The sequence below is a fragment of the Streptosporangium lutulentum genome, assembly GCF_030811455.1.
Lineage (GTDB): Bacteria > Actinomycetota > Actinomycetes > Streptosporangiales > Streptosporangiaceae > Streptosporangium > Streptosporangium lutulentum.
Map to the genome: position 1 here is coordinate 4,648,305 of NZ_JAUSQU010000001.1, position 17,698 is coordinate 4,666,002.

Sequence of the window (17,698 nt, forward strand, 5' to 3'; positions counted from 1 at the left end):
AAGCACCTTCGTCTCCTATCCCGGGCGCCCGGCGCCGCCGTCCTCTGCGGGTGCCCGCTGTATCTGAAGGAAACCTCATCATGAGCTGAGTAAGCGTCGGATAAACCGGTCGGCCTAAAACAGAAGGGAGAGTGACGATGGACGGAGTACCACGATAGCAATCTGAGCACTCCAACACGTGGGGAGGGCGGAACGACACCGCCGATTCGGCCACTCAGCGTACTCGGACGCATTCCGGAGGTGACGGAAAACGGTCACTCCGCGGGAACGAAAAAATGCGGCCGTCCCGCTGGACGGCCGCATTCTCAGAGGAACGGTCAGCCGCGAACGCCCGCCGCCAGCTCGGCGCCCAGCTCGCGGACCGCGGCCAGGCCGGAGGCCTCGTCAGGGGCGTCCAGGATGCGGCGGATGAACGCCGAGCCCACGATGACGCCGTCGGCGTAGCCCGCCACCTCCGCGGCCTGCTTGCCAGTGCCGACGCCCAGCCCGACGCAGATCGGCAGCCCGGTGTGGGCGCGGGTCCGCTCGACCAGGCCCTTCGCGGCCGAGCCGACCGACTCGCGGGCCCCGGTGACGCCCATCAGCGAGGCCGCGTAGACGAAGCCGGTGCAGCTGTCGATGACGGCCTTGATGCGCGTCTCCGGAGAGCTCGGCGCGACCAGGAAGACCGTGTCGATCCCGGCCGCGGCGCTGGCCGCGCGCCAGGGCTCGGACTCCTCGGGGGTCAGGTCGGGCGTGATCGTGCCCGTCCCGCCCGCGTTCGCCAGGTCACGGGCGAAGCGCTCGGCGCCGTAGCGGTCGATGGGGTTCCAGTACGTCATGACCAGCGTGGCGGCGCCCGTCTTGGCGACGCCCTCGACCGTGCGCAGCACGTCGGCGATGCGGGTGCCGTTGGTCAGCGCCCTGTGCACGGCGTCCTGGATCGTCGGGCCGTCCATGAGCGGGTCGGAGTACGGCAGGCCGATCTCGATCACATCGCAGCCCGCCTCCACCATGGCGCTGGCGGCGGCGATCGCACCGTCCTTCGTGGGAAATCCGGCGGGCAGATAGCCGATGAGGGCGGCGCGGTCGTCCGCCTTCGCCTTGGCGAACACCGTCTGAAGAGTCGTCATCGTTGAGTTCCGTTGCGGTTCGTGGCCTCCGTCCCCTCCGGGTGGCCGGAGGGGAAGCAAGTCGGTCGTCAGAGGTTGAAGTACTTCATGGCGGTGCCCATGTCCTTGTCCCCGCGACCCGAGAGGTTGACCAGGATGGTCGCCTCCGGGCCCATCTCGCGCCCGAGCTTGAGGGCTCCCGCCAGCGCGTGCGAGGACTCGATCGCGGGGATGATGCCCTCGGTGCGGGCGAGCAGCGAGAAGGCGTCCATCGCCTCGGCGTCGGTGATGCCGTGGTAGGAGGCGCGGCCGCTGTCCTTGAGCCAGGCGTGCTCGGGGCCGACACCGGGGTAGTCGAGGCCCGCGGAGATCGAGTGGGACTCGATCGTCTGGCCCTCGTCGTCCTGCAGGACGTAGGTGCGCGAGCCGTGCAGGACCCCGACGGAGCCCGCGGTGAGCGTGAGGGCGTGCTCACCGCTCTCCAGCCCTCGGCCTCCGGCCTCATATCCGTGCAGCTGGACGCCCTCGTCGTCGAGGAAGGCGTGGAAGATGCCGATCGCGTTGGAGCCGCCGCCGACCGCCGCCGCGATCGCGTCCGGCAGCCTGCCGGTGAGCTCCAGCATCTGGCGGCGGGCCTCGACGCCGATGATGCGGGCGAAGTCGCGGACGATCTCCGGGAAGGGGTGCGGCCCGGCGATGGTGCCGAAGAGATAGTGCGTGTGGTCGACGTTGGCGACCCAGTCGCGGAAGGCCTCGTTGATCGCGTCCTTGAGGGTCTGGCTGCCGTTGGTGACCGGGACGACGGTGGCTCCGAGCAGCTTCATGCGGGCCACGTTGAGCGCCTGGCGCTCGCAGTCGACGGCCCCCATGTAGATCACGCACTCCAGGCCCATCAGGGCGGCGGCGGTCGCGGTGGCGACGCCGTGCTGGCCGGCACCGGTCTCGGCGATCACCCGGCTCTTGCCCAGCCGCTTGGTCAGCAGGGCCTGGCCGAGCACGTTGTTGATCTTGTGTGCGCCGGTGTGCGTCAGGTCCTCGCGCTTGAGGATGATCCGGGCGCCGCCCGCCTGCTCGGCGAAGCGGGGCACCTCGGTCAGCGTGGTCGGCCGCCCGGCGTAGGTGCGCAGCAGGTGATCGAACTCGCGGAGGAACGCGACGTCGTTCTTGGCCTTGTCGTATTCGGCCGCCACCTCGTCCAGCGCCGGGATGAGCGCCTCGGGCACGTATCTTCCGCCGAAGATGCCGAACTTGCCGTGAATGTCCGGGTCGTTGCCGTGGGCGCCGTTCCCGGCGAGGTCGGCGGTGCTGAGAACGGTTCCTTCTTGCGCTGTCACTGCTTACTGCCCCTCGGGTCGGGATGCGGGGTGGGCACCGGCGGTGACCAGGTCGACCACGGCGGCCCGCGGGTCCTTGCCTGTGACCAGGCTCTCGCCGACCAGGACGGCGTCGGCGCCGGCCCTGGCGTAGGCGAGGAGGTCGTGGGGCCCGCGCACGCCCGACTCGGCGATCTTGATGATGCCTTCGGGAATCTTGGGCGCCAGCTTGGCGAACACCTCGCGGTCCACCTCAAGGGTCTTGAGGTCTCGCGCGTTGATGCCGATGATCTTAGCTCCGGCGGCGAGCGCCCGGTCGAGCTCCTCTTCGGTGTGCACCTCGACCAGCGGGGTCAGCCCGATCGACTCGGCCCGCTCGATGAGCGAGACCAGCGCGTTCTGGTCCAGCGCGGCCACGATCAGCAGTGCCAGGTCCGCGCCGTAGGCACGGGCCTCCCAGAGCTGGTAGGAGGTGACGACGAAGTCCTTGCGCAGCACCGGGATGTCGACGACGGCGCGCACGGCGGCCAGATCGTCGAGGCTGCCGCCGAAGCGGCGTCTCTCGGTCAGCACACTGATGACGTGGGCGCCGCCCGACTCGTAGTCGGCGGCGAGTGCCGCCGGGTCGGCGATCGCGGCCAGCGCCCCCTTGGACGGGCTCGAACGCTTGACCTCGGCGATGACCGCCACCTGGTCGCCGCCCAGCGCCGCGTAGGCGTCACGGGGTGCGGGGGCCCGCTCGGCCCGCTCCTTGAGCTCGGCCAGCGATACGCTCTTCTGCCGCTCGGCGAGGTCGGCCCGAACCCCTTCGAGGATCTCCTCCAGCACGCTCACTTGTCCTCCTCGCGAAGCTCGGAGGTCAGGTCCGCGAACGTTGCCGTGATCATGGTTCGCTCGCTCCGCTCGCTCACGAGTAAGGTCCCTCCCGGTCGATTGCCCTGTCCCGCCGATGGTATCGGCCCAGCCGAGGTCGCCCCACCACCGGGTAACGCCTATAGGCGACTACGGAGCCAGAAATTCCCCAAAGGGAACATTTCGCACTATCCAAAATGCGATCATTAAAGTGAGAAATATCCATATATAGGCAGTACGTATAGATTTGCCGTTAAATGGCGCTCCGCGCCAGGAACGCAGTACCCAGCGTCCCCAGAGAACGGCCAGCACCGGCACCATGACCACGAGGAGCGGATTGAGCCCCAGGGCCGCGACGGGGTCGCCGTGGGCGAGGGCGTACACGCTTCGCAGCCCGCCGCAGCCGGGGCAGTAGAGCCCGGTGAGCATGAGGAACGGGCAGGTGGGGTAGTGACCGGGCTCGTTCGGGTCCACCGCGCTCACGAACGCCGTCGCGGCGAGCACCGCCGCCGCGACGCCGAGCGGCGCCAGCAGGGCCCGCGCCCGCGTCCCCCGCGACCCGGCGGCCTTCTCCGTCACCATGGCTCGGCCCAACCCCTTACGCGGCGACGACCTCTCACGGGCCACGATACCCAAGACGGGCGGGGCTCCTCCCCCGACGCCCTACAGGCTGCCCAGCCAGACCAGTCCCGCCAGCACGGCCAGCCAGCAGGCGATGCCGAAGTAGGACAGGACCAGGCCGGCGACGGCCATGCCCCGCCCCTCCTCGCCGCTCCGCTTGATCTGGCCCAGCGAGATGTGGCCGAGCACGGCGCCCACGATCGAGGTGGTACCGCACGCGAACAGCCCGGCGATGCCCATGACCAGCGCGGCGATGGCCATGCCGTTGTTGCCTCGGGGAGGCGGTGCGCCGTAGCCGTAGCCGCCATAGGGATCATGACCGCCGGGTGGCGGGCCGTACCCGCCGGAACCGTATCCACCGGGGGAGCCGTAGCCGCCACCCTGAGGTGGTCCGTAACCACCCGGCTGATTCCCATAGCTCATGAATAGCTCCCCTATATACAAGTTGCGGGCGAAATCCTAGCGAAAACATGCCGTGGACGAGGAGCCCCGCCAACCTTGTGAGGAAGTTGTGGCCGGAAAGGAAACGTCGTCAGCGCTGTTCGCCGTTCTTCGGTTCGGCGTTCTCCGATTCGGCCGTGGGATCGACGCCGTGATCGATGGCGTCCCACAGCGCGCGCTCGCTGGGAGCGCTCTGGTCGAGGGTGCCTCCCGCACCCTCGGCACGCGAGCCGGGGCGGTCGTAGCGGTCGGACATGCCGGGCCAGCGACCGCCTCTGAGAGCCGCCGTCACCCCACCGGCCAGCAGGAGCAGCCCTCCGGCCGCGGCGAGCAGCGGCCAGGCGACGACGGAGGCGACCTGCGGAGTGCCGCCCCCGACCATCGGCGCCCGATCGGCCGCGATCCGCAGCGCCTCGCCCGTGCCGCTCCCCCACCAGGCCGCGGCGATCACTCCGGCCCCGCAGAGCGCCATCACGCCCCCGATGAGTCTGCGCCACACGCCCCTGGTCGCGAGCACGGCGACCACCGCGGCGAGCGCGGCCCAGGCCGCCGGGCCGAGCACGGGAGCGAGTTCGGCGGCGGAGACCGCCACGTTCCGCGTGCCGTACGTCACGGTGAACCAGTTGCGCCCGGCGGTGAGCAGCACGAGCGCGGCGCCCGCCACGCACACGACCACCCAGGTCCACAGCGCCCGCCTGGCCGTCACGCCGTGGTCACCTCCAGCTCGTCGGCGTCGAAGCAGGTCCGGTCACCGGTGTGGCAGGCGGCGCCCGTCTGGTCGACCTTGAGCAGGATCGTGTCGCCGTCGCAGTCGAGGGCGGCGGACTTGACGTGCTGGACGTGACCGGAGGTGTCGCCCTTCACCCAGTAGGCTCCGCGGCTGCGCGACCAGTAGGTGGCCCTGCCGGACGTGAGCGTGCGATGCAGCGCCTCGTCGTCCATCCAGGCGAGCATCAGCACCTCGCCGGTGTCGTACTGCTGGACGACGGCGGGCACCAGCCCGTCGCCGGTGCGCTTCAGTCGTGCCGCGATGGCTGGGTCAAGGGACATGCCGCAATTGTGCCGCAACCAGGGAGAGGGCCGGCGTCCGGCATGGCCGGACGGGCGGATCGGGGCTCCGGGAAAACCCGCCCCGCGAGCCGCCGGGCGGCGGCGGAGGGCTACCGCCCGGCCGGGCGCGCCGGCCGAGGGCGCGATCGGCGGGTCGATCAGGCCGGCGGCGCGGACGACGATCCGGGCGCGCGGTCGTCGTCGAGCAGGTCGGTGGCGTGGACGACGATCCGGGGGTCGGGAGAGCCCACGATCTCGTGGTCCTTGTTGTCGTACTCGAACAGGCTGAGGAGGTGGCGCATGGCCTCGATCCTGGCCCGCTTCTTGTCATTGCTCTTGATCACCGTCCACGGCGACTCCTCCGTGTCGGTGTGCAGGAACATGTCCTCCTTGGCCTCGGTGTACAGCTCCCACTTGTCCAGCGACTCCAGATCCATCGGCGACAGCTTCCACTGCCGTACCGGATCGACCTGGCGGATCACGAACCGGGTGCGCTGCTCGGAGCGGGACACCGAGAACCAGAACTTCACCAGGTGGATGCCGTCACGGACGAGCATGCGCTCGAACTCGGGGGCCTGCTCCATGAACTCCAGGTATTCCTCCGGCGTGGCGAAGCCCATCACCCGCTCGACCCCGGCGCGGTTGTACCAGGACCGGTCGAAGAAGACCATCTCCCCCGCGGCCGGCAGGTGCGAGACGTAGCGCTGGAAGTACCACTGCGTGCTCTCGCGCTCGCTCGGCTTCTCCAGCGCGACCACGGTCGCCCCGCGCGGGTTGAGGTGCTCCATGAACCGCTTGATCGTGCCGCCCTTGCCCGCCGCGTCGCGCCCCTCGAACAGGACCACCAGCCGGCCGCCGGTGTCCTTTATCCAGTACTGCAGCTTGAGCAGCTCGATCTGGAGCAGACGCTTGAGCCGGTCGTACTCCGACCGGTCCATCCGCTCGTTGTAGGGATATTTCTCCCGCCAGGTGTCGACCACGCTGCCGTCCAGCCGCACCAGGACGGGATCGTCGTCGTCATCGTCCCTCACCCGCAGATTCGGCAACTCGCTGAGCAGGTCGCCGCGAGCCACGGCGGAGCGCACGTCAAGGATCGGAAACTCTCTGTCCACCGGTTCATCACCCAGCACGTTTGTCATGATTCCCACCCCTGAGACAGAATTTAGCGCTCACTTCCATGCTCTGCCTCCCCTGGGGCTCCCTAATCCTCGGCGAGGAAAGCCCATGGGAACCCCTCGGGACCGTCATGACAAAAACCTACTGAACAAGCAGGTACCGGCGAAATCGCGGGCCCCGCGCCACGACGTGGGGGCCGATCCCGGGACATCGGCCCCCGTCCCGTCGAAGACCTCCTCTAGGAGCTGCGGGCCGAGACCCAGGAGGCGTGCATGTCGGCGTAGACGCCGGGCTCCCGGACGAGCTCGGCGTGCGGGCCGCGCTGCACGATCCGGCCCCGGTCGAAGACCAGCACCTCGTCCGCCGCCTCGGCGGTGGACAGCCGGTGGGCGATGGAGACCGCGGTACGGCCCCGCGTGACGCCCTCGAGCGCCCGGGCCAGCCGCACCTCCGTCGCCGGGTCCACCGCGGAGGTGGCCTCGTCCAGCAGGAGCAGGTCCGGGTCGGCCAGGTAGGCACGGGCCAGCGCGACGAGCTGGCGCTCACCCGCCGACATCGACTCGCCGCGCTGGCCGACCCGGGTGGAGAGGTCGGCGGGCAGGCCTTCCAGCCAGTCGGTGAGCCCCAGCTCGGTCAGGGCCAGCCGGATCTCCTCGTCGGTCGCCGAGGGGCGGCCGAAGCGGATGTTCTCCGCCAGGGTGCCGTCGAACAGGAAGCCGTCCTGCGGCACCATGACGATCCGCTCGCGCAGCGAGGAGAAACGGACGGTCCGCAGGTCCTCCCCGTCCACGGTGACCCGGCCCGAGACCGGGTCCATCAGCCGGGTCAGCAGCTTGGCGAAGGTCGTCTTGCCCGAACCGGTCTCCCCCACCACGGCGATCCTGGAGCGCGGCGGGATGTTCACCGACACCTCGTGCAGCACCGGCGCGCCGCCGGGGTAGGCGAACCCGACGTCCTCGAAGGAGACCGAGATGGGACCGCGCGGCAGCTCGACGCCCTCCGTGCCCGGGTCGACGACGTCGGGCGGGGTGTCGAGCACGCCGAGGATGCGCCGCCACCCGGCGATCGCGTTCTGCGCCTCGTTGAGCACCTCGGTGGCGATCTGCAGCGGCGAGACGAACAGCGTGATCAGGAACAGGAAGGCGACCAGCCGCCCGACGGTGATGTCACCGTCAAGGCCCAGTTTCACCCCGAGCAGCACCACCCCGGCCACGGCCACCGCCGCGACGATCTCGGTCAGCGGGAAGACGGTCGCGACGATCTTCTGGGTGCGGGCCTGGGCGGCCTTGTTGGCGTCGATCGCGACGTCGAGCCGCTCCGCCGTCCGGGCCTCCGAACCGTGGGCCCTGATCACCGCCGCGCCCACGACCGACTCGCTGACCGCGGAGAGCATGTCGCCGGCACGCTCGCGGACCCGCGTGTAGGCGCCCGAGAGCCACCGCTGGAAGCGCGGCAGCGCCACCAGGAGCGGCAGGAAGCAGAGCCAGACCAGCAGGGCGAGCTGCCAGGAGTAGACGAACATCAGCACGGTGGCGACCATGAGCTGGCCCAGGGCGATGATGATCATCAATCCGCCCGACTGCATGAACACGCTGATCTGGTCCACGTCGCCGGTGACCCGGGAGACCAGGGCGCCGCGGCGCTCGGCGTTCTGGGTGAGCACCGACAGGTCGTGCACGTGCCGGAAACCGCGCACCCTGAGTGTGGCGAGGGAGGACTCGCTCACCTTGTAGAGGCGGACGTTCATCAGGTACGCGCACAGCGCGGTGAACACCACGGCCACCGCGCACAGCAGGACGGCGGTGCGGATGTAGGCCAGGTCGGGGCCCTCCCCCTTGAGCCCCGTGTCGATGGTCTGCTGGACGGCGATCGGCACGATCACCTTGCCCAGCGTCGCCACCACGGCCAGCGCGAGCGTCCCCGCCATCCCCCTGCGGAACTCCGGCGTGAGCGACAGTCCATGCCGGACGGTGGCGAGCGCCGACCGTTCGACCCCCTGCAACGAACTCACGCGCTGACCTCTTCCTCTGCGCCGAGCGCCTCGCGCTCGGCCTCTTGACGTTCGTAGGCGGTGACCAGGTTGCGGTAGCCCTCGCAGCGGAGCAGCAGCTCCTCGTGGGAGCCGCGGTCGGCGACCCGGCCCTGCTGAAGGTAGACGACCTCGTCGGCCAGGGCGATGGTGGCCATCCGGTAGGCGACGACGATCACGGTCGCGGCCTGGGCCGCGTCCCGCAGCCCGTACAGGATCCTGGCCTCGACCTGCGGGTCCACGCTGGAGGTGGCGTCGTCCAGGACAAGCAGCCGCGGCCGGCGGACCAGCGCGCGGGCCAGCGCCAGCCGCTGCCGCTGGCCGCCGGACAGCGTCGTGCCGCGCTCGCCGACCTTGGTGTCGAGCCCCGAGGGGAGCCCGCTGACGAATCCCTCGGCCTGGGCCAGGCGCAGTGCCGCCCAGACCTCCTCGTCACCGACCGGCAGGCCGAGGGTGATGTTGCCGCGCACGCTGTCGTCGAACAGGAACGTCTGCTGGGGCACCAGCGCCACCGCGTCGCTGACCCCGCCGCGCGCGACCTCGCGCAGATCCACCCCGTCCACCAGCACGGCCCCCTCCTTCGGGTCCACCAGGCGGACGAAGGTCTGGGTGAGCGTGGACTTGCCGGAACCGGTGGGGCCGACCAGCGCGACGGTGCTTCCCGGCTCGACCTTCAGGCTCACCTCGTGCAGGACGGGGAAGTCCTCGTAGGAGTAGCCGAGGTCGCGGACCTCCAGCCTGACCGGGGACGTTCCGCGCAGTGTGGCGGTGCCGTACTCCATGGAGCCCGTCGCGGCGAGCACGCCCTCGATCCGCTCGTAGCCGACGACCGCGCGGGGCAACTCGCCGAGCACCCAGCCGAGCGCGCGGATCGGGAAGGCCAGCAGGGTGAACAGGTAGGCGACCTGGACCAGGACGCCCGAGCTGATCGCGCCGCTCTCCAGCCGGAGCGCGCCGATCAGCAGCACCGCGAGCACGCCCAGCGTGGGCAGGGCCTCCAGCATCGGGTCGAACAGGCCGCGGACCCTGCCGACGGCGATGTTGGCGTCACGCAGCTCGTGGGCCTTGGCCTGGAACCTGGCGGTCTCCTCACTCTCGCGGCCGAGGGTCTTGACGACCAGGGCGCCGTCGAAGCTCTCGTGCGCGATCTCGCTGACCTCGGCGCGGAGCTGCTGGGCCCGGGTGGCCAGGGGGCTGAGCCGGCGCTGGTAGACCAGGTTCAGCACGGCGATCAGCGGGAAGATCAGGAAGCCCACCAGGGCGAGGATCGGATCGGTGATCACCATCGCGACCGCCGCGGTGACCAGCATGACGATCACGCCGACCGCCATCGGCAGTGGGGCGAGCGGCGCCCAGGCGGCCTCGGCGTCGGCACTGGCGTTGGACAGGAGCTGGCCGGTGGGATGTCTGTGGTGCCAGGCCAGCGGGAGCTTCAGGTACTGGCGGGTGACGGCCCGGCGGGAGTGGGCCTGCATCCGGTACTGCATGACCCCGGCGAGGAACCGCCGTCCGGCCACGCCCGCCGCCTTGAGGAGGGCGACGCCGAGGATGAGGGCCGTGCCGAGGGTGAGCGTGCCGGTGGTGGCCTCTCCCCGCTCGAACGCGGGCAGCACGACGTTCTCCGTGGCCCAGCCGAGCGCCCACGCGGACGCGACCGTCATGCCTCCGTACAGGGCGCTGAAGACGACGGCCGCGGTGAAGACCACCTTCTCTGTCCGGATGGCGACGCCGAGGACCCGAAGCCCTCGGCGCATGACGGCGGGAGTCACCTTGCTCGCCACTCGGGGGGTGTCCTTTCAGAGGGGGATGTTTCTACCTAAGTGACTATCACTATGGATCAAGCGCTTATTCCCGAACTCGTTACACCAAGAGCAATTCGCTCCCCGGCCGTCCGAACGACCTTGGTAAGATCGACATATGACATACGCGCGTGCCGAGCGCGCCGCGCTCGGCGACCTGCTCGCCCGGCTGGGCCCCGACGCTCCCACGCTCTGCGAGGGCTGGACCACCTTCGACCTCGCCGCCCACCTGGTTCTCCGCGAACGCCGCGTCGACGCCGCCGGCGGCATCCTGCTCAAGCCACTGGCCGGATACACCGCCAAGGTGCAGGAGTCGCTGAAGGCCACGCACGGATACGCGGGCCTCGTCGACCTCCTGCGCTCCGGCCCTTCCGGGCTCTACCGCCTGCCCGGCCTGGACCGGGCGGCCAACACCGTCGAGTTCTTCGTCCACCACGAGGACGTACGGCGCGCGCAGCGGGTCTGGGAACCGCGCGAGCTCCCCGCCGACCTCGAAGAGACCTTCTGGAAGCAGGCCCGCGGCGGCATCCGCCTGTTCCTGCGCAGGTCACCGGTCCGCGTCGCCCTGCACCGCCTCGGCGGCGGCGTCGCCGTCGGCGGCCCGAAGGACGCGCCCCAGGCCGAGGTGACCGGTACGGCGGGCGAGCTCCTGCTGTTCTGTTTCGGCCGCCAGTCCCATGCCAGGGTCGACGTCACCGGCGACGACGAGGTGGTGGCCAGGCTGATGGACGCCCCGCTGGGCGCCTGACCCGCCGGGCCCGCCCCGGCTCACCCGTCGCGCGAACGCCCCCGGTCCTCACGCGCGCCCCTGGGCGGGAGCGGGAGGAATCCGCTCGTACGGCGAACGTAGTCGGCGTAGCCGGGACGGGATTCCGACAGCTGCGCCTCCAGCAACGGCTTGCCGGTCCTGGCCACCAGGAAGTAGGTCATGAGCACCGGGGAGAGCACCGTCAGCACGCCCGGCCACCGGTCGGCGGCGATCAGGAACAGGCCCCACCACACGCAGGCGTCGCCGAAGTAGTTGGGATGGCGGGTGTAGCGCCACAGGCCGGTGTCCAGGACCTCGCCCCTGTTGCCCGGATCGGCGCGGAAGCGGGCGAGCTGCCGGTCGCCGACCGTCTCGAACACGAACCCGACCAGCCACAGGGCCGTCCCGCTCCAGACGAGCCAGGAGCTCCGGCCGAGGGCGGCCGTCTCGGACAAGGCCACCTGGACCGGAAGCGAGACGAGGAGCAGGACGACGCCCTGGGTCACGTAGACGGCGCGGATCGCGTACAGAGTGCGGCTGCCGGGGGCGCGGGCGAGCATCCGCTCGTAGCGCGGGTCCTCGCTCTCCCCGATGTTGCGCCGCCCGATGTGCAGCGCCAGCCGTACTCCCCACACGGCGGTGAGCGCCGGCACCAGCAGCCGCCTGGCCGGGTCGCCGTCGGACATCAGGAAGGACACCAGCGCGACGACCGTGAACCCGAGCCCCCAGGCCACGTCGATCACCGAGTGACGGCCCACTCTGAGCGCCACCGCCAGGGTCGCCGCGAGCAGTGCGGCGAGGGCGGCCGCGGAGGCGAGCAGGGACCACCAGGACATCACGGCCTCCTCGGCGCGGGGGGACGGGCGCGACCACGGCGAACGGGCGCGGTCACGATTCCCGCCCGAGGGTGAACTGCCAGACGTCCAGGTAGCGTGAGCGGAAACCCGCCTCCGAGTAGGCGAGGTAGAACGTCCACATGCGGTGGAAGACCTCGTCGAAGCCGAGCGCGCTCACGGCGTGGACACGCTCCAGGTAGCGTTCGCGCCAGAGCCGGAGCGTCTCGGCGTAGTCGTCGCGCAGCGAGAGCCTCCGCATGATCCGCAGCCCGCCGAGGTTCTCCTCGATCGCGGTCACCGAGGGCAGCATGCCCCCGGGAAAGATGTACTTCTGGATCCACGTGTGGGTGTTCAGGGTGGCCCTCATCCGCTCGTGCGGCATGGTGATCGTCTGGATCGCGATCCGGCCGCCGGGGGCGAGCAGTTCCTCCAGCGCGCGGAAGTAGACCGGCCAGTAGCGGGCGCCGACCGCCTCGATCATCTCGGCGCTGACGATCGCGTCGTAGACGCCGTCCACCTCCCGGTAGTCGGCCAGCAGGATCTCCACCCGGTCCGACAGCCCGGCGTCGGCGACCCTGGCGACGGCCAGCGCCCACTGCTCCTGCGACAGGGTGACGGAGGTGACCTCCGCGCCCCGCGACGCCGCCCGCAGCGCCAGTTCGCCCCAGCCGGTGCCGATCTCCAGCAGCCGGGTGCCCTGCCCCACCGCCGCCTGGTCCAGCAGCCGGTCGATCTTGGCCCGCTGGGCGCCGGCGAGCGTCTCCCACGACGCGGGCCCCTCGAACAGCGCGGCGGAGTAGGTCATGGTCTCGTCCAGGAACTCGGCGAACAGCTCGTTGGACAGGTCGTAGTGACGCGAGACGTTGCGCCGGGCGCTCTCCTCGCCGCCCAGCTCGTCCCGCGGCATCCCGCGCACGGCCAGCCGCCGCAACCGCTGCGACCACGGAGGGACGAGCGTGGGCAGCCGCTCGGCCATCACCGTGAGCACGCCGGGCAGGTCGTCGGCCTCCCAGTCGCGCGCCATGTAGGCCTCGCCGAACCCGATGAGCCCCGCGGCTCCGATCCGGCGGTAGAACGCCTCGGGGCGCGCCACCCGCATCACGGGGCCACCGGTGCCGAGCGACCGCCCGCCCGGCAGTTCCACGGTCAGGGGCAGCCGCCGTACGGCGCGCAGGAAGAGCCGTCGCGCGAGCGCGCCGCGCAGTCGTGAGGCGGGCACGGTGCCGGCGTCGGGCCAGACGGCGGCCACCCGCTCGGTCGTCGAGGTCGTCGAGGTCATCGAGGTCATCGGGGTCCTTCCGGGGGAACTGTTCTCAAACCGCGCAGATACAGGCCGATGCCCTGGCGGCGGATCCTGGCGCTGCCCACGAGGGGGGCCAGCGGGTACCTGACGGCCATCCGGTGGAGCCAGGGCCCGGTCGCCGGCCTGCGGCGTCCCCGGACTCCGGCGACGAAGGGGGGCCGTCCCGGCCTGTGCAGGACGACGGTGAGGGTGAGGCGCTCGCCGGGTTCGGGAAGGCTGAGCCGGTAACGGCCCTCCACCTCGTTGAACGGCGAGACACGGAACTCCTTGGCCACCTCGTGCTCGCCGGGGCGCAGCAGGTAGCGGTGGCGCCCGCCGTAGGTGTTGTGCACCTCGGCCACCACGGTGACGCCGTCGGCGGTGTCGCACCAGTAGACGGTCAGCGGGTTGAACACGTGGCCGAGCACGCGGGCGTTGGCGAGCATCGTGATCCGGCTCGCGGTGATCCCGTGCCCGGCGAGGAAGGCGTCGACGTTCTGCCTGATGCTCAGCGCGGGATCGCCCGCGTGGTCACGCGCGTGGAAGGCGGCCAGCAGGCGGTTGCGGGGCAGCCGGTCCAGGTCCACCAGCCACAGGTAGGAGCCGTAGCTGAAGTCGTGGCGGATCGGCGCGGCCCTGACATGCGTGATCACGCATTCGTACAGTGCGGTCACCACCGCACCCCGAGCGCCTCGGCCGCGCGGACGCCGGAGCGGCAGCCGTCCTCGTGGAATCCCCAGCCGTGGTAGGCCCCCGCGTAGACGATCACGCCGTCGTCGAGCGCGGGCAGCCGTCTCTGGGCGGCGACCGACTCGGGGGTGTAGACCGGGTGCTCGTAGGCCGTCCGGGCGATCGCGTGCTCGTCGGAGATCTCGGTGCCCAGGGTGACGAGGTGGGGCCGTGAGGTCTCCAGCCGCTGCAGGCGGTTCATGTCGTAGGTGATCCGGACCCCGGCGGCGTCCGCCGTACAGGACTCCATCCGGCAGTTCCACGAGGCCCGCGCGCGCCGCGCCCGGGGCAGCACCGACGGGTCGGTGTGCAGGACGGCGAGGTTGCGCGAGTAGCGGAACGCGCCGAGCACCTCCCGTTCGGCGGGGGTGGGCTCGGCGAGCAGGCGCAGCGCCTGGTCGGGGTGGGTGGCGACGACCGCCGCGTCGAAACGGCGGACGCCGTCGGCGTGGAGTTCCACCCCCTCCCCCGTACGGCGCAGCGCCCGGACCGGAGTGGAGGTGTGCACGGCGGTGAGGGTCTTGGCGATCTTCTCGACATAACCGCGCGAACCCCCGGTGACGGTCCGCCACCGGGGGGAGCCGGAGACGGCGAGCATCCCGTGATTGGCCAGGAACGCGAACAGGTAGCGCGCCGGATAGCGCCCGGCGACGGAGGGAGGGCACGACCAGACCGCCGACACCAGCGGGGTCGTGAAGTGGGCCGCGAAATAGGGCGAGAAGCCCGCGACGAACTCCCCCAGCGTCCGGTCGTCGTCGCGCTCCAGCGCCTCGCGCGCCAGCCGGTGGAAGCGCGGCACCTCGGCGAGCATCCTCAGGTACGGCGCGCGGGTCAGGCTGGAGGGCCGGGCGAACAGGCCCCGGGCTCCCCTGCCCCCGGCGTATTCGAGGCCGCAGCCCCCGCACGAGACCGACATGCTCATGTCGGAGGGCTGGGTCCGCACGCCCAGTTCGGCGAAGAGCCGGATGAGGTGCGGGTAGGTCCGCTCGTTGTGGACGATGAACCCGCTGTCGACCGCCAGCGTCCGGCCGCCCGCCGACGCCACGTCGTGGGTGTGGGCGTGCCCGCCGACGCGGTCGTCCGCCTCGAAGAGGACGACGTCGTCATACCTTCCCAGCACGTACGCCGCGGTGAGGCCGGCCACCCCGCTTCCGACGACGGCGATCCTGCGCCTTCCCACCTGCTCGCGCCCTCTCACGGCGCGGGCCGGGACGGCCCGCCGGCGGCCTCGCGGGAGGCGTTCCGGTGTCCCACCCGGCGGCCGGGCGAAAGGAAGGGAGCCTTCGTCTCCGGGCCGCGCCGGAGGGCGGTCCCGCGGAGCCGGGCCGGCGGCGCGGGTTCGCGGCGGGTGGAGCGACCGCCGAGGAGGGGAAGGGCGGAGGCAGATCGGGTCATTCGGGCCCCTTGGGTCGATTTGACCTCTTATTCGGAGCCTCTTGGTGTTTGGATGCCGCGGGATGGCGAGTTCTTGGGATTTTTCACATCAAGGCACGTCCGCGCGACGGGGCCGTGCCGCCGCGACCCTTCCCATGCCCGCCCGTAACGGCCGGAGCCTAGCCCTATCGGTACATCTGACAGTAAAGGTTGGACAGAAGCCCCCGGCGACCTCACGATGACGGTGTGACCTATGCCAATCCGCGCTCAGGCCATGGATCGCGGCTGCAAGACGGGTATGATCACCAGAATCCGGGAGCCACTCGGGCCGCACATGTCAAAGATCGGTAAAATATGGGTACATACGGCTGGGAATGGAACTGCGGGAGGCCCCCATGCAGGTCAAGAAGGTCCTCACCTACCTCGCGGTAGCGTTCGTGGTCTTCTATCTGTTTACCAGGCCCGCCGAGGCGGCGAGTGCGGTCAACGGAGTCTTTGATGGGATCGTGAGAGGAGCCGATCAGCTGGCTCTGTTCTTCACTCGAGTGCTCACCTGACCAGCCGGCGGTGGTTTGCCCCGCCCTGATTTGATTTATTCGGCGCTCCCGCCCGAGCCACGGGGGAGCGCGGGATCCTCCCGATGCCGAGCGACCGTGCGATGTGCTTCCACTGTCCCCATGGACGTGTTAGGCAGAGAGCATGGGCGATCGTCACGACCTCACCGGAGCTCACACTCTCGGCCCCGCGGCGGGGCGCGTCGTCGAACGCGCCGACACCGAGGGCGTCGAGCTGATCCGTTTCCTCTACGCCGACCACGGCGGTGTGATCCGGGGCAAGGCCGTCTCGCGTCCCCTGCTGGCCGAACGGCTCGACACCGGCATCGGGCACACCGTGGCGATGATGGCGATGAACATGCTCGACGAGCTTCAGGACGTCGAGCATCTCGGCCCGGTCGGCGAGGTCCGCATCGTCCCCGACCCCACCACGTTCGTCCGCCTGCCCTACGCTCCCGGCGCGGCGGCCATGCTGTCGGACCTGCGCATGCCGGACGGCTCCCCCTGGGCCGCCTGCCCGCGCACCTTCCTGCGTGAGGCCGTCGCCGCCCTGGCCGGCGCGGGTCACGCCCTCGTCGCCGCCTACGAACCCGAGTTCACCCTCGGCCACCGCGTCCCCGACCCGGCGGGCGGCCCGGACCGGCTGGTCCCCGTCGACGACAGCCTGTGCTACGCCACCACCGGTTTCAACCAGACCCACGACTACACGATGTCCCTGGTCCGCGCTCTGGAGAGCCAGGGGCTGCGGACCGAGCACTGCCACCCCGAGCTCGGCCACGGCCAGCAGGAGCTCTCGATCCACCACGCCCCCGCCCTCCGCGCCGCCGACAACCAGATGATCTACCGCGAGACGGTCCGGGGCGTCGCCACCCGGATGTCCATGTGGGCGTCCCTCGCTCCCAAACCCCTCGCCGATCAGCCGGGCAACGGCGCCCACATCCACCTCTCCCTCTGGGACCCCGAGCTCGGCGCCAACGCCTTCAGCGACCCCTCCGGCCGCTACGGCCTGTCGGCCACGGCGTACCGCTTCATCGGCGGCCTGCTCGCCCACCTTCCCGCGCTCACCGCGTTGACCTGCGGCTCGGTGAACGGCTTCCGGCGCCTGGCGCCGAGGATGTGGTCGAGCGCCCACGCCTGCTACGGCATGGACAACCGGGAGGCGGCGGTGCGGATCTGCTCCCCCACCGGCAAGGACGCCGCGGCGTCCACCAACCTGGAGTTCAAGCCCTCCGACTCCTCGGCCAACCCCTACCTGTCGCTCGGCGCCGTCATCCACGCCGGCCTGGACGGCATCCGCCGCGAGCTCGACCCCGGCGAGCCGGTCGACGTCGACCCCGCTACCCTCCCCGAAGGCAGCGTCCCCCGCCTTCCCGGCTCCCTGGACGAGGCCCTGGACGCCCTGGAGGCCGATGACGTCCTCATGAACGCCCTCGGCCCCCTCCGCGCCTCCGCCTACCTGGCCGTCAAACGCTCCGAGGCCAGGTCCTTCGCGGCCCAGGACGTCGCCTACGAGCTGTTCCACCACTTCAAGGCCTTCTGATCCCGGATGCTCGGGAGCGTCCCGGGCTCACCGCTCCGGCGAGCCCGGCGATCGATGCCGGTCGACGGCCCCCGGGCGCCCGGCCGACCCGCTGCCGGGCCACTCGCGAGGGGTCCGCGACCGGGACGGCAGTTCTCGCGCGGGGCCCATGACAGGGACGGCAGTTCGAGCAATCGCGTGAGGCGTCACCCACGGGATCCACCACGCGCGGCCATATAGGACAGAAATCGACCTGAACGGTCCCTACTCTCGATCACGTCACCCCGACGCCGCCCACCCCGGGGCGACGTGGCGGGCACACCCGCCGATCCCCCTCGTCCCCC

The 17,698-nt window shown here is 70.9% G+C and carries 17 protein-coding genes; 3 read left to right on the plus strand and 14 right to left on the minus strand.

Translation table 11 applies throughout. The annotated features are described in order from the left end of the window. Positions 1-317: 317 nt before the first annotated feature. From trpA to J2853_RS20810, 10 genes are all read right to left on the minus strand, one after another. Positions 318-1,112: a tryptophan synthase subunit alpha gene (gene trpA, locus J2853_RS20765; protein WP_307560378.1), complete on the minus strand. Its 795-nt coding sequence runs from the start codon at positions 1,110-1,112 to the stop codon at positions 318-320. A gap of 68 nt (positions 1,113-1,180) precedes the next feature. Next, on the minus strand, positions 1,181-2,425 hold the full coding sequence (gene trpB / locus J2853_RS20770) for a tryptophan synthase subunit beta (RefSeq protein WP_307560380.1): 1,245 nt from the start codon (positions 2,423-2,425) through the stop codon (positions 1,181-1,183). A 3-nt stretch (positions 2,426-2,428) separates the two neighbouring features. Continuing rightward, positions 2,429-3,238, minus strand: a complete 810-nt coding sequence (gene trpC / locus J2853_RS20775; protein WP_307560382.1) for an indole-3-glycerol phosphate synthase TrpC — start codon at positions 3,236-3,238, stop codon at positions 2,429-2,431. A 168-nt stretch (positions 3,239-3,406) separates the two neighbouring features. Continuing rightward, positions 3,407-3,883 carry a DUF2752 domain-containing protein gene (locus J2853_RS20780; RefSeq protein WP_307568749.1) on the minus strand — a complete coding sequence of 159 codons (477 nt, stop codon included), beginning with the start codon at positions 3,881-3,883 and terminating at the stop codon, positions 3,407-3,409. Between the two features lie 36 nt (positions 3,884-3,919). Next, positions 3,920-4,300, minus strand: a complete 381-nt coding sequence (locus tag J2853_RS20785) for a DUF4190 domain-containing protein (protein ID WP_307560384.1) — start codon at positions 4,298-4,300, stop codon at positions 3,920-3,922. Positions 4,301-4,409: 109 nt separating this feature from the next. Continuing rightward, complete coding sequence (locus J2853_RS20790; RefSeq protein ID WP_307560386.1) at positions 4,410-5,024, minus strand: TIGR02234 family membrane protein; 615 nt, start codon at positions 5,022-5,024, stop codon at positions 4,410-4,412. Further along, complete coding sequence (gene hisI / locus J2853_RS20795) at positions 5,021-5,368, minus strand: phosphoribosyl-AMP cyclohydrolase (protein ID WP_307560388.1); 348 nt, start codon at positions 5,366-5,368, stop codon at positions 5,021-5,023. Before hisI ends, J2853_RS20790 begins: the two co-directional genes overlap by 4 nt. A gap of 158 nt (positions 5,369-5,526) precedes the next feature. After that, entirely contained in the window at positions 5,527-6,507 is a 981-nt protein-coding gene (gene ppk2 / locus J2853_RS20800; RefSeq protein WP_307560390.1) for a polyphosphate kinase 2, read from the minus strand. 215 nt (positions 6,508-6,722) lie between these two features. Beyond that, the gene (locus tag J2853_RS20805; RefSeq protein ID WP_307560392.1) at positions 6,723-8,495 is read right to left on the minus strand and encodes an ABC transporter ATP-binding protein; all 1,773 of its coding nucleotides are present in this window, start codon (positions 8,493-8,495) and stop codon (positions 6,723-6,725) included. Continuing rightward, positions 8,492-10,267 carry an ABC transporter ATP-binding protein gene (locus J2853_RS20810; RefSeq protein ID WP_307568751.1) on the minus strand — a complete coding sequence of 592 codons (1,776 nt, stop codon included), beginning with the start codon at positions 10,265-10,267 and terminating at the stop codon, positions 8,492-8,494. Before J2853_RS20810 ends, J2853_RS20805 begins: the two co-directional genes overlap by 4 nt. A gap of 163 nt (positions 10,268-10,430) precedes the next feature. Here J2853_RS20810 and J2853_RS20815 point away from each other — a divergent pair, with 163 nt between their 5' ends. Continuing rightward, positions 10,431-11,060: a TIGR03085 family metal-binding protein gene (locus tag J2853_RS20815; RefSeq protein ID WP_307560394.1), complete on the plus strand. Its 630-nt coding sequence runs from the start codon at positions 10,431-10,433 to the stop codon at positions 11,058-11,060. A 20-nt stretch (positions 11,061-11,080) separates the two neighbouring features. Here J2853_RS20815 and J2853_RS20820 read toward each other — a convergent pair whose 3' ends face one another. From J2853_RS20820 to J2853_RS20835, 4 genes are read right to left on the minus strand one after another with little or no spacing between them, the layout of a single operon-like run. Beyond that, positions 11,081-11,896, minus strand: a complete 816-nt coding sequence (locus J2853_RS20820) for a DUF1295 domain-containing protein (protein ID WP_307560395.1) — start codon at positions 11,894-11,896, stop codon at positions 11,081-11,083. 52 nt (positions 11,897-11,948) lie between these two features. Further along, positions 11,949-13,184 carry a class I SAM-dependent methyltransferase gene (locus J2853_RS20825; RefSeq protein WP_307560398.1) on the minus strand — a complete coding sequence of 412 codons (1,236 nt, stop codon included), beginning with the start codon at positions 13,182-13,184 and terminating at the stop codon, positions 11,949-11,951. Continuing rightward, positions 13,181-13,855, minus strand: coding sequence for a DUF1365 domain-containing protein (locus J2853_RS20830; protein WP_370879308.1), 675 nt, complete (start codon positions 13,853-13,855; stop codon positions 13,181-13,183). Before J2853_RS20830 ends, J2853_RS20825 begins: the two co-directional genes overlap by 4 nt. Next, the gene (locus J2853_RS20835) at positions 13,849-15,087 is read right to left on the minus strand and encodes an NAD(P)/FAD-dependent oxidoreductase (RefSeq protein WP_307560403.1); all 1,239 of its coding nucleotides are present in this window, start codon (positions 15,085-15,087) and stop codon (positions 13,849-13,851) included. The genes J2853_RS20830 and J2853_RS20835 overlap by 7 nt, the downstream gene beginning before the upstream one ends. A gap of 568 nt (positions 15,088-15,655) precedes the next feature. Between J2853_RS20835 and J2853_RS20840 the strand changes: the two genes are divergently transcribed. Continuing rightward, positions 15,656-15,838, plus strand: coding sequence for a hypothetical protein (locus J2853_RS20840; RefSeq protein ID WP_307560405.1), 183 nt, complete (start codon positions 15,656-15,658; stop codon positions 15,836-15,838). A gap of 142 nt (positions 15,839-15,980) precedes the next feature. Further along, positions 15,981-17,375, plus strand: a complete 1,395-nt coding sequence (locus tag J2853_RS20845) for a glutamine synthetase family protein (RefSeq protein WP_307560407.1) — start codon at positions 15,981-15,983, stop codon at positions 17,373-17,375. Positions 17,376-17,698: the final 323 nt, after the last annotated feature.